This is a genomic window from Sabulicella flocculans (assembly GCF_045449635.1).
Classification (GTDB): domain Bacteria; phylum Pseudomonadota; class Alphaproteobacteria; order Acetobacterales; family Acetobacteraceae; genus Roseococcus.
Genome location: NZ_JBJJBR010000016.1, coordinates 1 through 18,107, shown reverse-complemented (window position 1 = coordinate 18,107; position 18,107 = coordinate 1). Strand labels below are relative to the sequence as shown.

15 protein-coding genes are annotated in these 18,107 nt (G+C 76.0%); 9 read left to right on the top strand and 6 right to left on the bottom strand.

The window, feature by feature from the left end; genetic code table 11:
• The first annotated feature begins 106 nt into the window (after window positions 1-106).
• Together ACI6QG_RS14360 and ACI6QG_RS14355 are read left to right on the top strand one after the other, a co-directional pair.
• Entirely contained in the window at window positions 107-985 is an 879-nt protein-coding gene (locus ACI6QG_RS14360; protein ID WP_407025265.1) for a GNAT family N-acetyltransferase, read from the top strand.
• An 89-nt stretch (window positions 986-1,074) separates the two neighbouring features.
• Entirely contained in the window at window positions 1,075-1,761 is a 687-nt protein-coding gene (locus tag ACI6QG_RS14355) for a PEP-CTERM sorting domain-containing protein (protein ID WP_407025264.1), read from the top strand.
• Window positions 1,762-1,969: 208 nt separating this feature from the next.
• Here the strand turns inward: ACI6QG_RS14355 and ACI6QG_RS14350 are convergent, their stop codons facing one another.
• Together ACI6QG_RS14350 and ACI6QG_RS14345 are read right to left on the bottom strand one after the other, a co-directional pair.
• A complete protein-coding gene (locus tag ACI6QG_RS14350; RefSeq protein ID WP_407025263.1) occupies window positions 1,970-2,590 on the bottom strand; it encodes a PEP-CTERM sorting domain-containing protein in 621 nt (206 codons plus the stop codon).
• A gap of 111 nt (window positions 2,591-2,701) precedes the next feature.
• Window positions 2,702-3,835, bottom strand: a complete 1,134-nt coding sequence (locus ACI6QG_RS14345; protein WP_407025262.1) for a glycosyltransferase — start codon at window positions 3,833-3,835, stop codon at window positions 2,702-2,704.
• Between the two features lie 59 nt (window positions 3,836-3,894).
• On the opposite strand from ACI6QG_RS14345, the gene ACI6QG_RS14340 reads away from it, so the two are divergent.
• Complete coding sequence (locus tag ACI6QG_RS14340) at window positions 3,895-4,809, top strand: right-handed parallel beta-helix repeat-containing protein (protein ID WP_407025261.1); 915 nt, start codon at window positions 3,895-3,897, stop codon at window positions 4,807-4,809.
• Window positions 4,810-4,817: 8 nt separating this feature from the next.
• On the opposite strand, the gene ACI6QG_RS14335 is transcribed toward ACI6QG_RS14340, so the two are convergent.
• The gene (locus ACI6QG_RS14335; RefSeq protein WP_407025260.1) at window positions 4,818-5,948 is read right to left on the bottom strand and encodes a glycosyltransferase family 4 protein; all 1,131 of its coding nucleotides are present in this window, start codon (window positions 5,946-5,948) and stop codon (window positions 4,818-4,820) included.
• Window positions 5,945-7,009, bottom strand: coding sequence for a GNAT family N-acetyltransferase (locus tag ACI6QG_RS14330; protein WP_407025259.1), 1,065 nt, complete (start codon window positions 7,007-7,009; stop codon window positions 5,945-5,947). Before ACI6QG_RS14330 ends, ACI6QG_RS14335 begins: the two co-directional genes overlap by 4 nt.
• A gap of 51 nt (window positions 7,010-7,060) precedes the next feature.
• On the opposite strand from ACI6QG_RS14330, the gene ACI6QG_RS14325 reads away from it, so the two are divergent.
• Entirely contained in the window at window positions 7,061-8,674 is a 1,614-nt protein-coding gene (locus ACI6QG_RS14325; RefSeq protein ID WP_407025258.1) for a hypothetical protein, read from the top strand.
• Between the two features lie 7 nt (window positions 8,675-8,681).
• Here ACI6QG_RS14325 and ACI6QG_RS14320 read toward each other — a convergent pair whose 3' ends face one another.
• Entirely contained in the window at window positions 8,682-9,830 is a 1,149-nt protein-coding gene (locus ACI6QG_RS14320) for a glycosyltransferase (RefSeq protein WP_407025257.1), read from the bottom strand.
• Window positions 9,831-10,014: 184 nt separating this feature from the next.
• Here ACI6QG_RS14320 and ACI6QG_RS14315 point away from each other — a divergent pair, with 184 nt between their 5' ends.
• Together ACI6QG_RS14315 and ACI6QG_RS14310 are read left to right on the top strand one after the other, a co-directional pair.
• Window positions 10,015-10,863: a glycosyltransferase family protein gene (locus ACI6QG_RS14315; RefSeq protein WP_407025256.1), complete on the top strand. Its 849-nt coding sequence runs from the start codon at window positions 10,015-10,017 to the stop codon at window positions 10,861-10,863.
• Window positions 10,864-10,928: 65 nt separating this feature from the next.
• The gene (locus ACI6QG_RS14310) at window positions 10,929-11,873 is read left to right on the top strand and encodes an NAD-dependent epimerase/dehydratase family protein (protein ID WP_407025255.1); all 945 of its coding nucleotides are present in this window, start codon (window positions 10,929-10,931) and stop codon (window positions 11,871-11,873) included.
• Here the strand turns inward: ACI6QG_RS14310 and ACI6QG_RS14305 are convergent.
• On the bottom strand, window positions 11,863-12,027 hold the full coding sequence (locus ACI6QG_RS14305) for a hypothetical protein (RefSeq protein WP_407025254.1): 165 nt from the start codon (window positions 12,025-12,027) through the stop codon (window positions 11,863-11,865). The genes ACI6QG_RS14310 and ACI6QG_RS14305 overlap by 11 nt on opposite strands.
• A 228-nt stretch (window positions 12,028-12,255) precedes the next feature.
• On the opposite strand from ACI6QG_RS14305, the gene asnB reads away from it, so the two are divergent.
• From asnB to ACI6QG_RS14290, 3 genes are read left to right on the top strand one after another with little or no spacing between them, the layout of a single operon-like run.
• The gene (asnB, locus tag ACI6QG_RS14300; protein WP_407025253.1) at window positions 12,256-14,187 is read left to right on the top strand and encodes an asparagine synthase (glutamine-hydrolyzing); all 1,932 of its coding nucleotides are present in this window, start codon (window positions 12,256-12,258) and stop codon (window positions 14,185-14,187) included.
• Window positions 14,184-15,692, top strand: a complete 1,509-nt coding sequence (locus tag ACI6QG_RS14295) for an oligosaccharide flippase family protein (protein WP_407025252.1) — start codon at window positions 14,184-14,186, stop codon at window positions 15,690-15,692. The genes asnB and ACI6QG_RS14295 overlap by 4 nt, the downstream gene beginning before the upstream one ends.
• 52 nt (window positions 15,693-15,744) lie before the next feature.
• Window positions 15,745-17,985 (top strand): glycosyltransferase, encoded by a 2,241-nt coding sequence (locus ACI6QG_RS14290; RefSeq protein ID WP_407025251.1) that lies wholly within the window; start codon window positions 15,745-15,747, stop codon window positions 17,983-17,985.
• Window positions 17,986-18,107: the final 122 nt, after the last annotated feature.

Sequence of the window (18,107 nt, the reverse complement as noted above, 5' to 3'; positions counted from 1 at the left end):
GTGGGAGGCGCTGGAGCGCGCGGCCGACTTCACCCCCTTCCAGGGCTGGGGCTGGGTCGGCTGCCTCGCCGGAGAGCGCTACGACCGCCCTGTCCTGGCGCGCGCGGTGGCCGGGGGGCACACGGTGGGGCTGGCGCTGTTCAACCGCCGCGGCGGGGCGCTGCACCTGCACGCCAGCGGCGACCCCGCGCTGGACCGCCCCTTCATCGAGCACAACGCCCCCCTGGTCGCCGCCGGGGCGCCCGCGGGCACGGCCGCGGCCCTGCTGCGCGCCGCCTGGGGCCAGGCGGGGCGGCTGGTGCTGCCCGGGGTGCCGCCGGCCCTGGCGGAGGCGGCGGGCGGGGTGGCGTGGCGCCGGCAGCTCCGCCCCTCGCCCTGCATCGACCTCGCCGCCGCGCGGGCGGCCGGCGGCTGGCTGGCGACGCTGAGCGCCAACACGCGCCAGCAGCTGCGCCGCTCCGACCGGCTCTACGCCGCGCGCGGCGCCCTGGAGGCCCGGGCCGCCACCACCCCGGCGGAGGCGGCGGCGCTGCTGACGGAGATGATGGCGCTGCATGACCGGCGCTGGGGCGGGCAGGGGGCCTTCGCCACCCCCTGGCTGCGGCGCTTCCACGCCGAGCTGGCGCAGCGCCTGCTGGCGCGCGGCGAGCTGGAGCTGCTGCGGGTGAGCGCGGGCGGCGCCACCGTGGGCATCCTGCACAACCTGCGCCGCGCCGGGCGGGTCTTCGCCTACCAGGCCGGCTGGGCCGCCGAGGCCGACACCCGCATGAAGCCGGGGCTGACCTGCCACCACCAGGCCATCGCCCGCGCCCTGGACCGCGGCGACGCGCAGTACGACCTGCTGGCCGGCGGCCAGCGCTACAAGGCCAGCCTGGCGGGTGGCGGCGCCGACCTCGCCTGGGTGGAGCTGGTGCGCCCCTGGTCGCCGCGCGGCCTGCTGGCGCGGCTGCGGCGTCGGGGAAGTTTACAGCCCGGGGGAGGGTGAGCGGAAAAGCGAGGACAAAGGCCGGTTTTTGAGATGGCCCGGTTCTTGCTGCCCACCCGGCAGACCGCGTCCATCTCCGGGAGATCCCCATGCTGCGCACCACCCTGCTGTCCGCCTGTTCCGCCCTGGGGCTGCTGGCCGGCCTCGGCTCCGCCTCCGCCGCCAACATCGTCAGCAACGGCTCCTTCGAAAGCGGGCTGGCGGGCTGGACGCTGTCCGGCTCGGCCGGTGGCGGCTTCCCGGCCGTGGCCATCTTCTACAACTCGGCCTCGGGCTACCCGACCGGCGCCTTCGGCGAGGCGGTGCCGCCCAACAACGACTTCACCAACTCGCCTGACCCGGTCGGCGCGCGCGCGGCCTATTTCGTGGATGACTTCTCCACGAACGAGACCCTGTCGCAGACGGTCTTCCTGAGCCCCGGCACCTACCAGATCGGCTTCAGCGCCTACCTGCCTGCCAATGGCCAGGCCAATGCGGGCGAGGCCACCTTCGTCGGCAGCATCGCGGGCGTGACGCTGGCCAACTTCGCCGCCTCCACCCTGCCGGCGCAGACCTGGCAGACCTATGCCGGCTCCACCACCATCGCCGCGGCGGGCAACTACCTGGTGTCCTTCACCTTCAACACCGCCCTCAGCCCCTCCAAGGACGTGGTGATCGACCAGGTCTACGTGATCGCCGGCAACCCGCCGGTGGACGCGCCGGCCCCGGCGGCGCTGGGCCTGTTCGGCCTGGGCCTGCTGGGCCTGGCCGCCGCCCGCCGCCGCAAGGCGGGCTGACGCCGCATCCCCTGCCGCACATGGGGCGGGCCCCGCCGGAGGATGCTCCGGCGGGGCCTTTTGCGTTGCTTCGGCGCCCGGCGCGTCTGGGCACCGGCCATGCCGCCCATCCGTGGCCCCGGGGCATGCCGGCACCTCGCCGGGCGGACATGAAAAAGGGGCGCCCGGTGCTGCCGGGCGCCCCCTCCATTGTCCGCTGCGGCGCGCTTCAGGCGCGGCGGCGCATCAGCCCCAGGCCCAGCAGGCCCAGGCCGAACAGGCCCAGCGCCGCCGGGGCCGGCGCGTCCACGACGCGCACGGAGGAGAACCAGTAGATCAGGTCGTTGTAGTCGTAGTCGCCGCCGCGGCGGTCCTCGAAGCCGATGAAGATGCCCTGCTGCCCCGTGTTGGTGCGGGCGGTGGCGATGGCGGTGCTGGCGGCGGCGCTCAGCGCGCCCACGCCGAAATCGGCGAAGTTGGCGCTGGTCTTGGCGTGGTAGAGGCCGTCGCCCGGCGGGTTCGGCAGGTCGCGCACGCCGGCGGTGAAGCTGTAGCCCTGGCTGGTGTTGTCCAGGATGAAGTCCACCACGCCCGCCGCGCCGAAGCCGGCGACGGTGGTGCCGAGGGCGGAGGCGCCGGCGCCGTTGTTGGTGATCAGCGTCGCCGCCGGCGGGCCGCTCTGCGTCCACTGCAGCGTGCTGCGGTCGGCCGCCTCGACGAAGGCGAAGACCACCGTCATCGCGCCGGTGGCCACGGGCTTGGAAGTGACCTCCACCAGGGCCGCCTGGGCGGTGCCCGCCAAGGCGGTGGCGAGGGCGGCGGCGGCCAGCGTCCTCTTGAGCGTCGTCATGTTGGTTCTCTCCTCAGGAAGCCGTGGGGGCGGTGCGGGACCGCCATCGCCCGGCCCACCCGGATAGCAAGCGCCATGCCAAAATGGAACCCATTGAAGAAATGGGGAAAATCAGCTGCTCCCTCTGGCATTGTAAAGGATTCCGTCATCGCCGCGCCACAGCGCGGCGTGGCGGGCTGCCATCACCTCCTCGTCGAACTCGGCCTCGGCGCGCGCCCGGTTGGCGGCGCCCAGGGCGTGGCGCGCCGCCGGCTCCAGCCTCGCCAGCCCGGCCAGCGCCCCGCCCAGGGCGGCAGGGTCCAGCGCCACCGCGAAGGGGCGGTTGCCCTCGGCCAGCAGGGTGGGCACGTCGCCCACCGCCGTCGCCGCCACCGGCAGGGCGGTGCCCATCGCCTCCAGCACGGAGAAGGGCATCTGCTCGGTGTCGGAGGACAGGGCGAACAGGTCGAGCGCGCGGTAGGCGGCGGCGGGGTCCGGCACGTGGCCCAGGAAGCGCGTGCAGCCCCGCAGGCCCAGCTCGCCGGCCAGGGCCTCCAGCATCGGCCGCTCCGGTCCCTCGCCGATCACGGCGAGGCGCAGCGCGGCGCCGCCGGCGCGGGCCAGGGCCAGGGCGTGCAGCAGGCGGGCGATGTTCTTTTCCGCCCGCAGCGCCGCCACCGTGCCGACCAGCGGCCCCTCGCCCGGCACCTCCAGCGCCGCGCGCGGCCCGTCGGGCGAGAAGCGCCGCAGGTCGATGCCGTTGGGCACGTAGAGCAGCCGGGCCTCCGGCAGGCGCCACAGCCCGCGCGCCGCCCCCAGCAGGGTGCGCGAGGGCAGCAGCACGCGCGAGCGGCGCAGCACCAGCCGGCGGGTCCAGACCCGGCGGGGCAGCTGGCCCGCGGCCTCGTCCGGGCCGAAGCCGTCCTCCATGTGCAGGTGCGGCAGGCGCGGCGGCCACAGGTTGGCCATCGCCCACTCGATGCTGCCCCAGTTGCTGGTGACCAGCGCGTCGGGCCGCGCCGCGGCCAGGGTGCGGCGGATGCGGCGCAGCCGGGCGGGCAGCGCCTCGCCGGGCAGGGCGGGGAAGGGCAGGGCCTCCACCGCCAGCCCGGGGCGCAGCCGCTCCCGGCAGTCCATGCGCCCGTCCAGCGACACCACCAGGTGGCGGAAGGCGCCGCCCCAGTGGTTCATCAGCGCCGCGGCGCGGACCTGCGCCCCCCCCACTGCGAAGGAGGGGAAGACGTGCAGGATGCGCGGCGCGCTCACCGCGGCATCCAGGCGGGCGCGTTGCGCGGGCGGGGGGCGGCCGGGCTAGGCTCCCTGCCATGCTGCGCCCCGCCCTGCTGCTCCTGCTCGCCTTCTCCGCGCCCGCGGCGGCGGAAACCTGGCGCGTCGGCCCCGGGGAGGCGCTGCGCCTGCCCTCGGAGGCTGCCGCGCGGGCCGGGCCGGGCGACACCGTGCTGCTGGCCGCCGGCACCTACGCGGATTGCGCGGTCTGGCGCGCCCCGGGGGTGACGGTGGCGGCCATGGAGGGGGCGGCGCCGGTCATCACCGGCCCGGTCTGCGCCGGAAAGGGGCTGTTCGTCGCCGCCGCGCCCGGCCTGGTGGTGCGCGGCCTCACCTTCCGCGGCGCCCGCGCGGCGGAAGGCAACGGCGCCGGCATCCGCGCCGAGGGCGGCGACCTCACCGTCCTCGCCTCGCGCTTCGAGGACAACGAGAACGGCATCCTCACCTCGCCCTCCGGGGCGGGCTGGCGGCTGGTGGTGGAGGACAGCGCCTTCCTGCGCAACGGCGCCCTGCTGCGCGAATGCGCCCACGGCATCTACGCCGGGCAGTGGGCGGAGGTGGTGGTGCGCCGCAGCCGCTTCGCCGACACCCGGGTCTGCCACCACCTGAAGTCCCGTGCCGCGCGCACCGAGCTGTCGGACAGCGTGGTGGAGGACGGGCCGGACAGCCTCACCTCCTACCTGGTGGACACGCCCAATGGCGGCGACCTGCTGCTGCGCGGCAACACGCTGGTGAAGGGCCCGCGCACGGACAACCCCCTCACCGCGGTGATGATCGGCGCCGAGGGGGTGCGCCACCCCACGCGCTCCCTGGTCATCGAGGGCAACCGCTTCGAGAGCCGGCTGGAGGCGCCGGTGTTCTTCGTGTTCAACCGCACCGCGGCGCCGGTGCGGCTGGAAGGCAACCAGCTGCGGGGCCGGGTGGTGCCGCTGGGCGGGCCGGAGGCGCGCTGAGGCGGCGCTCACCGCGCGTCCCCTTCCAGCAGGGCCACCACGCGGCGCGCGTTGCCGGCCCAGGTGAGGTCGCGCGCCAGCACCTCGGCGCGCGCCGCCGCGCCCAGGCGCGCGCGCAGCCCGGCATCGGCGGCCAGCCGGCCGATGGCGGCCCACAGCGCGCCGGGCGCGGCGGGGTCGAACAGCAGGGCGGTGCGGCCGTCCGCCAGCACCTCGCGCAGGTTGGGCTGGTCGGGGGCGACGATGGCGCGGCCGGCGGCCATGTACTCGAACACCTTCAGCGGCGAGGCGTAGGGCACGGCGGCGGGCTGCAACGCGATGTCGAAGCCGGCGACGTGGCCGGGCACGTCCTCGCGCTGGGCCAGGCCGGTGAAGCGCACCCGGTCCGCCACGCCCAGCTCGCGCGCCAGCGCCTCCAGCCCGGGCCGCGCCGGGCCCTCGCCCACCACCAGCAGGGACAGGGCGGGCGGCCCCTGCCAGGCGGCGATGCCGCGCACCACGCCGTCCAGCCCGTGCCAGTCGCGCACGAAGCCCACGAAGCCCAGCACCAGCGGGTCGCCGCCCGGCGCGGGCAGGGGGTCGGGGAATTCCTCCAGCTCGATGCCGTTGGGGATCACCGCGATGCGCGCGCGCGGCACGCCGGCGGCGGCGACGTGGCCGGCCAGCACCTCCGTCACCGGCAGCACCCGGGTGGCGCGGCGCCAGACGAAGCGCTCGCTCCAGCGCGCCAGGCCGGGCAGGGCCAGGCCGCCGAAGCGGCCGCGCTCCTCGGCCAGGGGGGCGTTCACCTCCACCAGGAAGGGCAGGCCCAGGCGGCGGGCCAGCACGGCGCCGCTCAGGAAGAACAGGTTGTAGCGCTCGTAGATGGCGTCCGGGCCGAACTCGCGCGCCGCGCGGCGCAGGCGCAGGTAGGCGGGCACCGAGTAGGCCAGCTCGGCCAGCTCGGCCGCCCAGCGGGGCAGCAGCCGGCGCAGCCGGGCGATGCCGCGGCTTTCCCCGCCCAGGCTGGCGGCCTCGTAGGAGGGCGGGCCGACCAGGCGCACCTCGTGCCCCGCCTGGCGCAGGGCGGCCACCAGCGCGTCCAGGTGCACCCCCTGGCCGTCGCGCGACTGGATGCGATGGGAGTACAGGATCTTCACGCGGCGCTTCCCGTCGTCATGCCCTCGGCGGTTTCGCCCGGCGCGCGCCGCGGGGCAACCGCGCGCCAGCGCCGCCGCGCCGCCCCGGCCGCGTGCCGGGCCAGGGCCAGCAGCCCCAGCGGGTGGCGCGGATCGGCCAGCAGCAGCCCCTGGCGCGGCCGGCGCCGCGCCACCCACAGCGCCTTGTAGGGGTCGTCGCCGCGGCCGAAATCCAGCTCCCGCACGCCGTCGCGCCCGAGCAGCCCCTGCAGCACCAGGGCGGTGAGCACGGAGCCCGGCGAGGCGGCGCGGGCCGATTCGTCATGGAACAGCTTGGGAACGGTGGCGCGGCGCCCGCCGCGGTCCAGCAGCCAGTACTGCGCCGCCACCGGGCGGCCGGCGCCGTCCTCCAGCACGCCCAGCCGCAGCAGGCCCAGCGGGGCGGCGGCGCGCATGGCGGCGGCGTCGAAGGCCGGAAAGGGCTCGTGCGGCTTCCAGGAGCGCGCGCGCACCGCCTCGAAGGCGGCGATGCCGTCCTCCAGCCCGGCGCCGGGGGCGTCGTGCAGGGCGAAGCGGAAATCCCGCCCGGCGCGGGCCAGCTTGCGGCGCAGGGTGTTGCGCAGCGCCGGCGGGCGCGCGGCGAGGTAGGCCTCCCAGCCGATGCCGTCCGGCCAGGCCTCGTGCCATTGCCCGGCCTGGGCGAAGCGGCGCGTGCGCAGGCCGGCGGCGCGCAGCCCCTCCGCGAAGGCGGGCAGGCCGGGCAGGGCGGGGTCCAGCCCCTCCAGCACGCCGGGCGGCGCGCCGCGCCACAAGGAACCCAGCGCCTCCCCGGCGGCGTGCCAGTCGGCCCCGGGGGCCGCCAGCGGGGCCCAGCCCTGGCTGTAGGGGGTGCACAGGCTGTCCAGCCGCCGGCCCTGGCGGCGGAGCATCAGCCACAGCCCCCGCGCCTCCCGCGCCTCGGGCCGGGCGCCGGGGGGCAGGGCGGCGGCGGCGGCCAGCGTGAACCAGGGGCGGGACAGGAAGAACTCCTCCGCCGGCGCGGGCAGGGCGGCGTCGGCCCCGGGGGGCGGAAACGGCGTCACGGCGCGGGCCGGGCCTTTGCCTCGGAGGGCCAGCGCCCCGATGATGCCGCCATGAAGCCTCCGCGCCTGCCTGCCCATCCTGCCACGGACCCCGGCGGCGGGCCAAAGGGCTGGGCCTGGGGGGTGCCGGCGCTGCTGCTGGCGCTGCTGCCCCTGCTGCTGGTGCAGGTGCCGCCCCTGGCCGACTACCCCAACCACCTGGCGCGCATGGCGCTGCTGGCCGGGCAGGCGCCGGGGCTGGCGGCGGACTACGCGGTGCGCTGGGCGGTGCTGCCCAACCTGGCGATGGACCTGCTGGTGCCGCCGCTGCTGGCGGTGCTGCCGCTGCACGCGGCGGGGCGGCTGGCGCTGGCGCTGGCGGCGGCGCTGCCGGTGCTGGGGGTGGTGGCCTATCACCGCGCCGCCTTCGGGTCGGCGGAGGGCCGCGGCTGGTGGCCCTGGGCCGCGGCGCTGCTGGCCTGGAACGGGGTGCTGCTGCTGGGCTTCGTGAACTTCATCCTGGGCACCGGCCTGGCCTTCGGGGTGGCCGCGGCCTGGATGCGCCTGGCGCCGCGGCGCCCCGGCCTGGCGGCGCTGGCGCTGGCGCTGGGCGGGGCGGCGGCCTTCCTCTGCCACCTGGTCGCCACCGGCTTCCTGTTCCTGCTGGTGGCGACGCACGAGGCCGGGCGGCTGTGGGAGGACCGGGCGCAGGGCGGGGCGGCGCTGCGGCGCTTCGTCGGGCACGGGCTGCTGGCGGGGCTGGCGCTGCTGCCGGTGCTGGCGCTGCACGCCCTGGCCGCGCCCGGCGGCGGCGCGCTGGAATGGGGCACCGCCTGGCAGCGGCTGGAGCGGCTGCCGGTGCCCTTCGCCGCCTACCATGCGCGGTGGGACCTGCTGGCGGCGGGGCTGGTGGCGCTGGCGGCGGCGGGGCTGCTGCTGGGGCGCCGCGCGGCGGTGCATCCGGGCTCGGCGCTGGCGGCGCTGGCCTGCCTGCTGCTCTACGCCGTCGTGCCGACGGAGGTGGGCGGCGGCGCCTTCCTGGAGCCGCGCTTCACCCTGTTCGCCGCCTTGCTGCTGTTCGCGGGGCTGCGGCCGCGGCTGGGACGGCGCGCCTCCGGGGCGCTGGCGCTGGGCGCGGGGGCGCTGCTGCTGCTGCGGGTGTGGCTGCTGGCGCTGGCCTGGCAGGGCGCGGCGCGCGACCTGCAGGCGCTGCGCCAGGCGGTGGCCACGCTGCCGCCCGGCGCCCGCCTGGCCACCGCGACGGTGGAGCGCGCCGCCAACCCCCGCTACTTCCTCGACCAGGAGGGGCGGCGCCTGCTGAGCTTCCTGTGGTTCCGCACGGAGGCGCACACCGGCGCCCTGGTGGCGCTGGAGCGCGGCGCCTCCTGGCCCGGCCTGTTCGCCATCGCCGGGCAGCAGCCGATCATCCGCGGGCCGGCCATCGCCGACTTCACCCCCTCGCGCTGGCACGCCCTGCCGGACCGCACGGTGCTGGACCCCGCCGCCCCGCCGCCCGCCGGCGTGCCGCCCGCCCTGCTGGAGCCCTGGCGCGGCTGGGAGGCGCGGTTCGACCACGTGCTGGTGCTGCACAGCCGCGCCGCCGGCGACGCCGCGCGCTTCCTGCCCGACCGGCTGGAGCTGCTGGCCGACACCGGCTTCGCGGCGCTGTACCGGGTGCGGCGCTGAGGGGCGCCTAGCGCGCCCGCCACACCAGCGTGGCCGACATCACGTAGTTCCACACCACGGTCATCACCGCCCCCGCCACGCCGGCCAGGCCCCAGCCCAGCCCGCCGCCCTCCAACAGCAGGGCGGCGACGCCGTTGTTGGCCAGCGCGCCGATGCCGCAGACCAGGTAGAACAGCGCCAGCCCGCGCAGCATGGCCACCCCGCGCAGCCGCCGGTCGCGGTAGGTCAGGCGGTTGTTGACCACGAAGTTCACCGTCATCGCCACCAGCGTGGCCAGCGCCATGGCCGGGCCGAAGCCCAGGCCCAGCAGCCCGAAGGCGAGCGAGAGCACGGCCATGTGCACCAGCACGCCCACCAGCCCCACCGCGGCGAAGGCCAGGAAGCGCAGCGGCAGCACGCCGCCGATCGCCTTGTCCAGCAGCAGGCCCAGGAACTCCACCAGCACGGTGGCGTCCAGCTTGCTCTCGCCCGCCTGGCGGGCGCGGAAGCCGTAGGCGAGTTCGCGCACCCGCAGCGGCCGCCCGGCCGAGAGGATGACGTCCAGCAGGATCTTGAAGCCGGTGCCGTTCAGCCGCGGCACCAGCGCCTCGAACACCTCGCGCCGCAGGGCGAAGAAGCCCGACATCGGGTCGCTCACCGGCATGGGCAGCATGCGCGCGGCCAGCGCCGTGCCGGCCTCCGACAGCCGGGCGCGCAGGGCGGTGAAGCCCGCCGCGGCGCTGCCCCCCTCCACGTGGCGCGAGCCGATGACCAGCTCCGCCTCCCCGCCCTCCAGCAGGGCCAGCATGGCGGGCAGCAGCGCCTCGTCGTGCTGCAGGTCGCCGTCGATCACCGCGACGTGCGGGGCGGAGGAGGACAGGATGCCCTCGATGCAGGCCGAGGCGAGGCCGCGCCGGCCGACGCGGCGGATGCAGCGCACCCTGGGGTCGCGCGCGGCGATCGCCTTGGCGGCGGCGGCGGTGCCGTCGGGGCTGTCATCGTCCACGAACACCGCCTCCCAGGCGGTGCCGGCCAGGGCGATGTCGAGGCGGCGCACCATCTCGGGGACGTTGGCGGCCTCGTTGAAGCAGGGGATGACCACGCTCAGCCGCGCCGGCAGGGCCGCGGCGGCAGGGGTGGCGGTGGTGGGCAGGGGGGTTGCCGGGGCTTCGTCCATGGCCGTTCCCTTCGGGAATGCGCGTTCCGCCTCGCATGGCCTCACGCCGCGGGCAAGGCGCGCATTTTCATGAACGGGCGTTAAGGGGGCCTTTCGCAGTTGCAGCACGGGGGCTAGCATCCCCCACGGGCCCGGCGCCCGGCGCGGAGCCGCGCCCCACCCCCTTCCGGCGACAGGATGCGACGTGCGGCAAGGCTACATCGTGCTGGCGACGGGCGACGCGAAATACACCGCCATGGCGGTCAACCTCGCCGCCTCCCTGCGGGTGACCGACCCCGGGCGGGGAGTGTGCCTGGTCTGCGACCGCGGGCAGGAGCCGCGGGGCCCGGAGGCGGCGCTGTTCGAGCACGTGGTCGGCATCACCGGGGACACGCGCTTCCCGCACGTGATGAACAAGATCCGCGTCTTCGACCTGTCGCCCTACGACAGCACCATGTTCGTGGACGCCGACTGCCTGCTGGCCAAGGACGACGTGGACAGCTGGTGGCGCGCCTGCGAGACGCGGCCCTTCTCCGTCACCGGCGGGGCCAAGCGCGCGGGGGAATGGAAGGGCGTCGAGGTGTCGGAGCTGCTGCGCGCGCAGGGGCAGGACTACCTGATCCAGATGAACGCCGGGGTGTTCCACTTCACCCGCACCCCCGAGGGGCGCGCCTTCTTCGCCGGGCTGGAAGCCTTCTACCTCGACAAGATGGAGGAGCTGTCGGTCACCAACTACAAGGGGCCGAACAGCCAGTCCTTCGAGCTCTACCTGGGCCTGTACATGGGCCGGCTGGGGATGGACTGCGCCAACGTGGCCAACCGGGGCGAGGATTCCTGGATGGTGTCCACCTGGCGCGCCCTGTGGTTCGACATCGCCCCGGAACGCGGGCGCTGCACCATCTGGAAGGGGGCGCGGCACCTGTGGGGCCTGCCCTTCCTGCCGCGGCAGGTGGACCGCCTTTCGCCCACCTTCCCGCACTTCGTCGCGCTGAAGCCGCGGCGGCTCTACGACCGCCTGGCCGCCTACTACCGCCACCGCGCCGGGCTGGGCTGAGCCACCTTTTCCGCACGTGCATCAACGCGGTAGTCTGCAACCAGAACGATAGACAGGCGGCGAACTTGGCGCTCTACCTCATCACCGGCGGTTGCGGCTTCATCGGCTCGCACCTCGCCTCCGCCCTGCTGGCGCGCGGCGACCGGGTGCGGGTGCTGGACGACCTGTCCACCGGCCTGCGCGACAACCTGCTGCCCGGCTGCGACCTGCTGGAGGGCGACGTGGCCGACCCGGCGCTGGTCCGGCGCGCGATGGAGGGGGTGGATGGCTGCTTCCACCTGGCCGCCATCGCTTCCGTGGAACTCGGCCTGCGCGACTGGCTGGGCACCCACCGGGTGAACCTGGGCGGCACCATCACCGTGCTGGACGCCGCGCGGGCCGGGCGGGTGCCGGTGGCCTACGCCTCCTCCGCCGCGGTGTACGGCGAGCAGGCGCGCATGCCGATCACCGAGGCCGCGGTGCCGCGCCCGCTCTCCTCCTACGGCGCCGACAAGCTGGGCAGCGAGCAGCACGCCCGCGTGGCCGGGGCGGTGCACGGGGTGCCCAGCTGCGGGCTGCGCTTCTTCAACGTGTTCGGGCCCCGGCAGGACCCGCGCTCGCCCTATTCGGGGGTGATCTCCATCTTCTGCGGCCGGATGGCGGCGGGGGAGCCGGTGACCATCCACGGCGACGGGCGGCAGACGCGCGACTTCGTGCCGGTGGCGCAGGTGGTGGCGGCGCTGCTGGGGGGGATGCGCGCGGCCTCGGTGGCGGCGCCGGTGTTCAACGTGTGCACCGGGCGGCCGACCAGCGTGCTGGACCTGGCGCAGGCGGTGGCCGCGGCCTGCGGGGTGGCGCCGGACATCCGGCACGGCCCGCCCCGCGCGGGGGAGATCCGCGAATCCTTCGGTGATCCGGCGCTGTCGGAAAGGGAACTGGGGCTGGGCGCGGCGCAGCCGCTGGCGGAAGGGCTGCGCGAGGTGGTGGCGTGGCTGCGCGCCGGCAGCCCCGCGGCCGGCGTCAGCCGATGAGGGCGCCGATGCCCATCAGCAGCATGCCCCACAGCACCAGGCTGAAGCCGAGGATGGCGAGGATGGCCGCCGGCCATGCCAGCCGCCGCCGCGGCGCGAAGTCGGCTTCGGTCTGGAGGGCGGCGTCACCCGCCAGGGTTGAGGACTTTGCCATGTACGTCACGATTGCACCTTTTCCGCTCCGCAATCACGCGTTTGAAACTAAGCATGACATGGTCAACACGCGCAAGGGTTGAGCAATTTTTGGTTGCATATGGGGGAGGAGGTTTTCCCCGATCATGCAGGCACCCCAGGAATGCTCCAAAAAAGGAAAAATTCCGCTAACCTGCCGGGGCGCGTTGGTGCCGTGGCCCGCTCCGGAATCCGGCTGGGAGAGACTTCGATGTGTGGCATCAACGGAATCTTCCAATCCTCCTCTCCCGAAATACCCGCCGAGGGCCGCCTGCGCGCCATGGCCGAGGCCATGGCCCACCGGGGCCCCGACGGGATGGGCCTGCACGTGGAGCCCCACCTGGGCCTGGGGCATCGCCGCCTTTCCATCGTGGACCTGGCCGGCGGCGCCCAGCCCATGTCCACCACCGATGGCCGCCTCACCATTTCGTTCAACGGCGAGATCTACAATTTCGCAACACTGCGTAGGCGGCTGGAGGCGGCCGGCCACCAGTTCCGCACCCGCTCCGACACCGAGGCGATTCTCCATGCGTGGCGCGAATACGGCGTCGCGGCGTTGGATGAGCTGCAAGGGATGTTCGCCTTCGCCCTGTGGGACGCCGGTCGCGGCGAACTCCTGCTCGCACGCGACAGGCTAGGGGAGAAACCCCTGCACTACGCTTGGTTGCCAGATGGTTCCCTTGCCTTCGCATCGGAAATCGCCGGCCTGCTCGCCCTGCCCGAGGTGTCGCGCCGCCCCGACCCCGCCGCCATCGAGGATTTCCTGGCGCTGGGCTACATCCCCGACCCCGCCACCGCCTATGCCGCCATCCGCCGCCTGCCGGCCGGGCACTTCCTGCTGCTGCGCCGCGGCGAGGCCGGGCGGCCGGAGCCGCGCGCCTACTGGTCGGCGCCCACCTCGCCCGCCCGCGGGGTGGACGCCGCGCAGGCCCCCGCCGCGCTGCGCGCGCGGCTGGACGCGGCGGTGCGCGCGCAGCTGATGTCCGACGTGCCGCTGGGCGCCTTCCTGTCGGGCGGGGTGGATTCCGCCTCCGTGGTCAGCCTCGCCGCCGCGGCGCGGCGGGAGGAGGGCGGCGCGCCGCTGGATGCCTTCACCATCGGCTTCCCCGGCGCGGGGGACGAGCGCCCGATGGCCGCCGCCGTGGCCGCGCGCGTCGGCGCCGCCCATCACCAGGAGGCCGGCACCACCGACTACCTGGGCGCCGCCCGCGGCATCGCCGCCCTGTTCGGCGAGCCCTTCGGCGACCATTCCGCCGTGCCCACCCTGGCGGTCTGCCGCCTGGCGCGGCGGCACGTCACCGTGGCGCTGTCGGGCGATGGCGGGGACGAGGTGTTCGCCGGCTACCGCCGCCACCGCTTCCACGCCCTGGCCGAGGCGGCGCGCGCCTTCCTGCCCGCCCCGGTGCGGCGCGGCGTGGTGGCGCGGCTGGCCGCCCTGTACCCGCGCCTGGACCGCGCCCCGCGCTGGCTGCGCGCCAAGAGCACCCTGACCGAGCTCGGCCTGGACAGCGCCATGGGCTACTACAGCATGGCCTGCAAGCTGGAGGGCGCGCGCCGCCACGCCCTCTACGCGCCGGGGTTCCGCGCCGCGCTGGACGGGCACGACCCCGCGGCGCGCTTCGCGGCCGCCATCGGCGCCTGCGACCCCGACGCGCCCCTGCAGGCCGCCCAGTACGCCGACGTGACCACCTACCTGCCCGGCGACATCCTGGTGAAGACCGACCGCACCGCCATGGCCGTCTCGCTGGAGCTGCGCGCGCCCTTCCTGGACCACGGCCTCGTCGAATGGGGCATGGCGCTGCCGGCCTCGCTCAAGCTGCAGCGCGGGGTGGGCAAGCACGTGCTGCGCCGCGCCATGGCGGCGGACCTGCCGGCCGAGCTGCTGTGGGGCGCCAAGCGCGGCTTCGCCGACGACATCGCGGCCGAGTTCCGCGCCCGCGCGCCGGAGCTGCGCGCCCGCCTCGCCGGGCCGGCCATGCTGGATTCGGGGATGTTCGACCGCACCGCCCTGCTGCGCCTGGCCGACGAGCACGCCTCGGGCCGCTTCGACCACGCCCAGCCGCTGTGGCAGCTGCTGGTGCTGGAGGGCTGGCTGGCCCAGGCGCCGGCCGCGCCGACGCTGCCGGCCGCGGCGATGGCATGAGCGCGGTGGCCGCCGCGCCGCTGGGCCGGCGCGTGATGGCCGGCGCCGCCTTCATGATGGCGGGGCGGCTGGCCATCCGCTGCCTCAGCATCGTTTCCACCCTGGTGCTGGCCCGGCTGCTGATGCCGGAGGATTTCGGCCTGGTCGCCCTGGCGCTGGCCGCCTTCGCCATCGCCGACGCCGTCACCAACACCGGCTACGCCACCCTGCTGATCCGCACGCCCGACATCACCCGCGGGCACTACGACACCGCCTGGACGCTGAACCTGCTGCGCTGCCTGCTGCTGGCGCTGGCGGTGGCGGGCACCGCCTCCTGGCAGGCCGCGCTGCTGGGGGATGCGCGCATCGGCCCCGTGCTGCTGGCGGTGGCGGCCGGCGTGGCGCTGGACGGGCTGGTGAGCATCGGCCTGGTGCGCCTGCAGCGCGAGTTCCGCTTCGACCGCTTCGCCACCTACCAGGTCGCCACGCGGCTGCTGAACTTCGGCGCCACCCTGGCCCTGGCCGTGCTGTGGCAGAGCTACTGGGCCATCATCCTGGGGACGCTGGCGGCCAAGCTGCTGGCCCTGCCGCTGGGCTACGCGCTGGCGCCGCACCGCCCGCGGCCCAGCCTGTGGAACTGGCGCTACTTCCTGGGCTTCAGCGGCTGGGGCACCGTGTTCAACATGGCCATGGTGATGGAGATGCAGGGCGCCAGCCTGATCATCGGGCGCCTGCTGGGGCTGCCGGCGCTGGGCCAGTACAACCTGGCGCAGCAGGTGGCGACCGTGCCGGTCTCGGAGATCGCCGCCCCCACCCGCGCCCCCCTGCTGGCCGGCTACGCCGAGCTGGCGCGCGACCGCGCGGCGCTGGCGCGCTCCTACCTCGACAGCCAGGCCCTGCTGTTCGCGGTGATCTGCCCGATCTCGGTGGGCATCGCCCTGGTCTCGCCGGAGCTGGAGCGCGTGGCGCTGGGCCCGCGCTGGGAAGGCACCTGGCCGATGATCGCGGCCATCGCCCTGGTGGCGCTGGCGGACAACTTCTCCAACGCGGTGTTCAGCATCTTCGCCATCTTCGAGCGCTACCGCGACACCGCGCTGGCCTTCTGCCTGGTGGCCGCGTTGCGCACCGCGCTGCTGCTGGGGGGCGCCTGGTGGTGGGGCATGGAGGGGCTGCTGGGCGCGCTGGCGCTGTCGGCCCTGGCGGGGCTGGCGTTCTGGCAGTGGCTGGTGGCGCGCGCGCTGGGCCATGGGCTGGGCGCGCTGCCCGCCCGGACCTGGCGCACCCTGGCCGCCGCCGCCGCCATGGCCGCGGGCGTGCTGGCGCTGCGCGCCGCCTGGCCGGAAGGGGCGGGGCTGCTGCCGGCGCTGGGGCGCCTGCTGGCCTTCGCCGCGCTGGGCGCCGCGCTGCACCTGGGGACGCAGTTCCTGCTGTGGCGGCTGTGCGGCGCCCCGCCGGGGGCGGAGCGGCGCCTGGCGAACCTGGCGCTGGGCGCGCTGGAGCGGCTGCGCCGCAGGAGGAAGGCATGACGCACCGGCCCGCCCACCCCTGCGCCCGCCCCGTGGCGGGCGGCCCGCGCCCATGAGCCGCCCCCGCCGCGTCCTGCACGTGCTGAAGTTCTACCGCCCCGACTTCACGGGCGAGGGCGTGTTCCTGGAGCGCTCCTCCGCCGTGATGCAGGAGCTGGCGCCGGGGGTGGAGCACGAGCTGCTGGTCACCCGCACCGCCGCGCCGGCGCGCGCGCCGGAGGACGCCTGCTCCACGCTCGGGCGCGTCGCCTACCTGTCGCGCCAGCCGCAGGGGGCCTTCCTGCACCACCTGGCGCTGCTGGGCTGGTTCCTGCGCCATGTCTGGCGCTACGACGTGGTGCATGTCCGCACCCACGCGGACTGGTACTTCCTGTCCTACCTGCTGGTGCGGCTGGCCGGCCGGCGCCTCGTGCTCTCGGCCACGCTGGACGACAGCGTCCCGGGGCTGGTGCGCCGCTACCGGCCCGGGCTGCGCCCGCTGGCGCTGCGCGGCTTCCGCGCGCTGTTCGACGCCTTCGTCGGCATCTCGCCCCGCCTGCACGAGGAGACGCTGGGAGTGGTGGGCGATCCGGCGCGCTGCCGGCTGCTGCCCTGCGGCATCACCATCCCGCCCGGCGCGGCGGCGCGGCGCGGCGCGGTGCGCGCCCAGATCGGCGCCGCGCCCGGCGATGCGGTGATGCTGTTCGTCGGCGGGCTGTGCGCCCGCAAGGACCCGCTGGCGCTGGTGGAGGCGCTGCCCGCCATCCGCGCCGCGGCACCCGGCACGCGGCTGGTGCTGGTGGGCCCGGAGCTGGAGCCCGACTACGTCGCCGCCCTGCGCGCGCGGGTGGCGGCGCTGGGGCTGGAAGGCGCGGTGCACTTCGCCGGCAAGCAGGACGACCCCCACCCCTTCTTCGCCGCGGCCGACCTGCTGGCCTTCGCCTCGCGGCTGGAAGGCTTCGGCACGGTGGTGCCCGAGGCGATGGCCCACGGCCTGCCCGTGGTGGCGCGCCGCCTGCCCGGGGTGAACGAGGACTTCGTGGTGGAGGGCGAGACCGGCTTCCCCTTTGACGACGAGGCCGGGCTGGTGGCGGCCTGCGTGCGGCTGGCGCGCGACGGCGCGCTGCGCGCCCGGCTGGGCGCGGCGGGGCAGGCGCTGGCGCGGGCGCGCTTCGGCATGGGGCGCATCGCCGCCGGCTACCTCCAGGTCTACGGCTTCGACGTGCCCGAGCCGCCGGCGGAGCAGCCGCCCACCGGGCTGGGCACCGGCGCCTCCGTGCTCGACCGCCGCTTCCATTCCCCCGCCGCGCCGCCGCCGGGCGAGCAGCCGCTGCTGCTGACCATGGTGGACGCGGAGGAATCCTTCGACTGGGGCCGCCCCTTCGACCGCGCCAACACCGAGGTGCGCTCCATGCGCGCCCAGGTGCTGGCGCACCGCGTCTTCGAGCGCCACGGCGTGCGCCCGCTCTACCTCGCCGACTTCCCGGTGGCGGCGCAGGACGCCGGACGCGCCCCCCTGCGCGAGCTGATCGCGGCGGGGGTGGCCGAGCTGGGCGCCCAGCTGCACCCCTGGGTGACCCCGCCCTACGAGGAGGAGGTGAACGAGGCGCACAGCTTCGTCGGCAGCCTGGAGCCGCGGCTGGAGCTGGAGAAGGCCCACCGCCTGACCGAGACGCTGGAGGAGGCCTTCGGCACCCGCCCGCGCATCTTCCGCGCCGGCCGCTTCGGCGTCGGCCCCCGCACGGCCGACATCCTGCGCCGGCTGGGCTACCTGGCCGACACCAGCGTGGTGCCCTGCTGGCCCGCGGGCAATTGCCCGGACCCGGCCGGGTTCTGGCGCCTGTCCGCCCGCCCCTTCTGGCTGGACGCCGAGCGCAGCCTGCTGGAGATCCCGGTCTCGGCCGCGCTGGTGGGGCGGCTGGCCGGCGTGGTGAGCCCGCAGCTGGCGTCGCGGCTGTTCCGCCCGCTGCCCACCGCCCTGTCCCTGCCCAGCGCCGTCGCGCGGGCCGGGCTGCTGGAGCGCATCCGCCTCAGCCCCGAGGGCATGACGGTGGCCGAAGCCAAGCGCCTGACGCGGGCGATGCGCGCCGGGGGGCACCGCGTCTTCGTGCTGACCTACCACTCGCCCTCGCTGGAGGCGGGCAACACCCCCTACGTGCGCACCGCCGAGGACCTGCGCCGCTTCCTGGCCTGGCTGGACGAGTACTACGCCTTCTTCCGCGAGGAGATCGGCGGCCGCCCCGCCTCCTGGCGCGAGGTGCGCGGCGGCGAGGCCCTGGCCCCGGCCGCGCCGGTGGCCGAGGCGGCGGCGTGAGGGCCCGCGCCGCGTGACGCCGCAGGCGGTGCTGACGGCGCAGCTGCTGCCGCCGCTGCTGCTGGCCTGGGCCGCCCTGCTGGCCGCCCTGCTGGCCGCGCGCCGGGCGCCGCGCGCCGCCC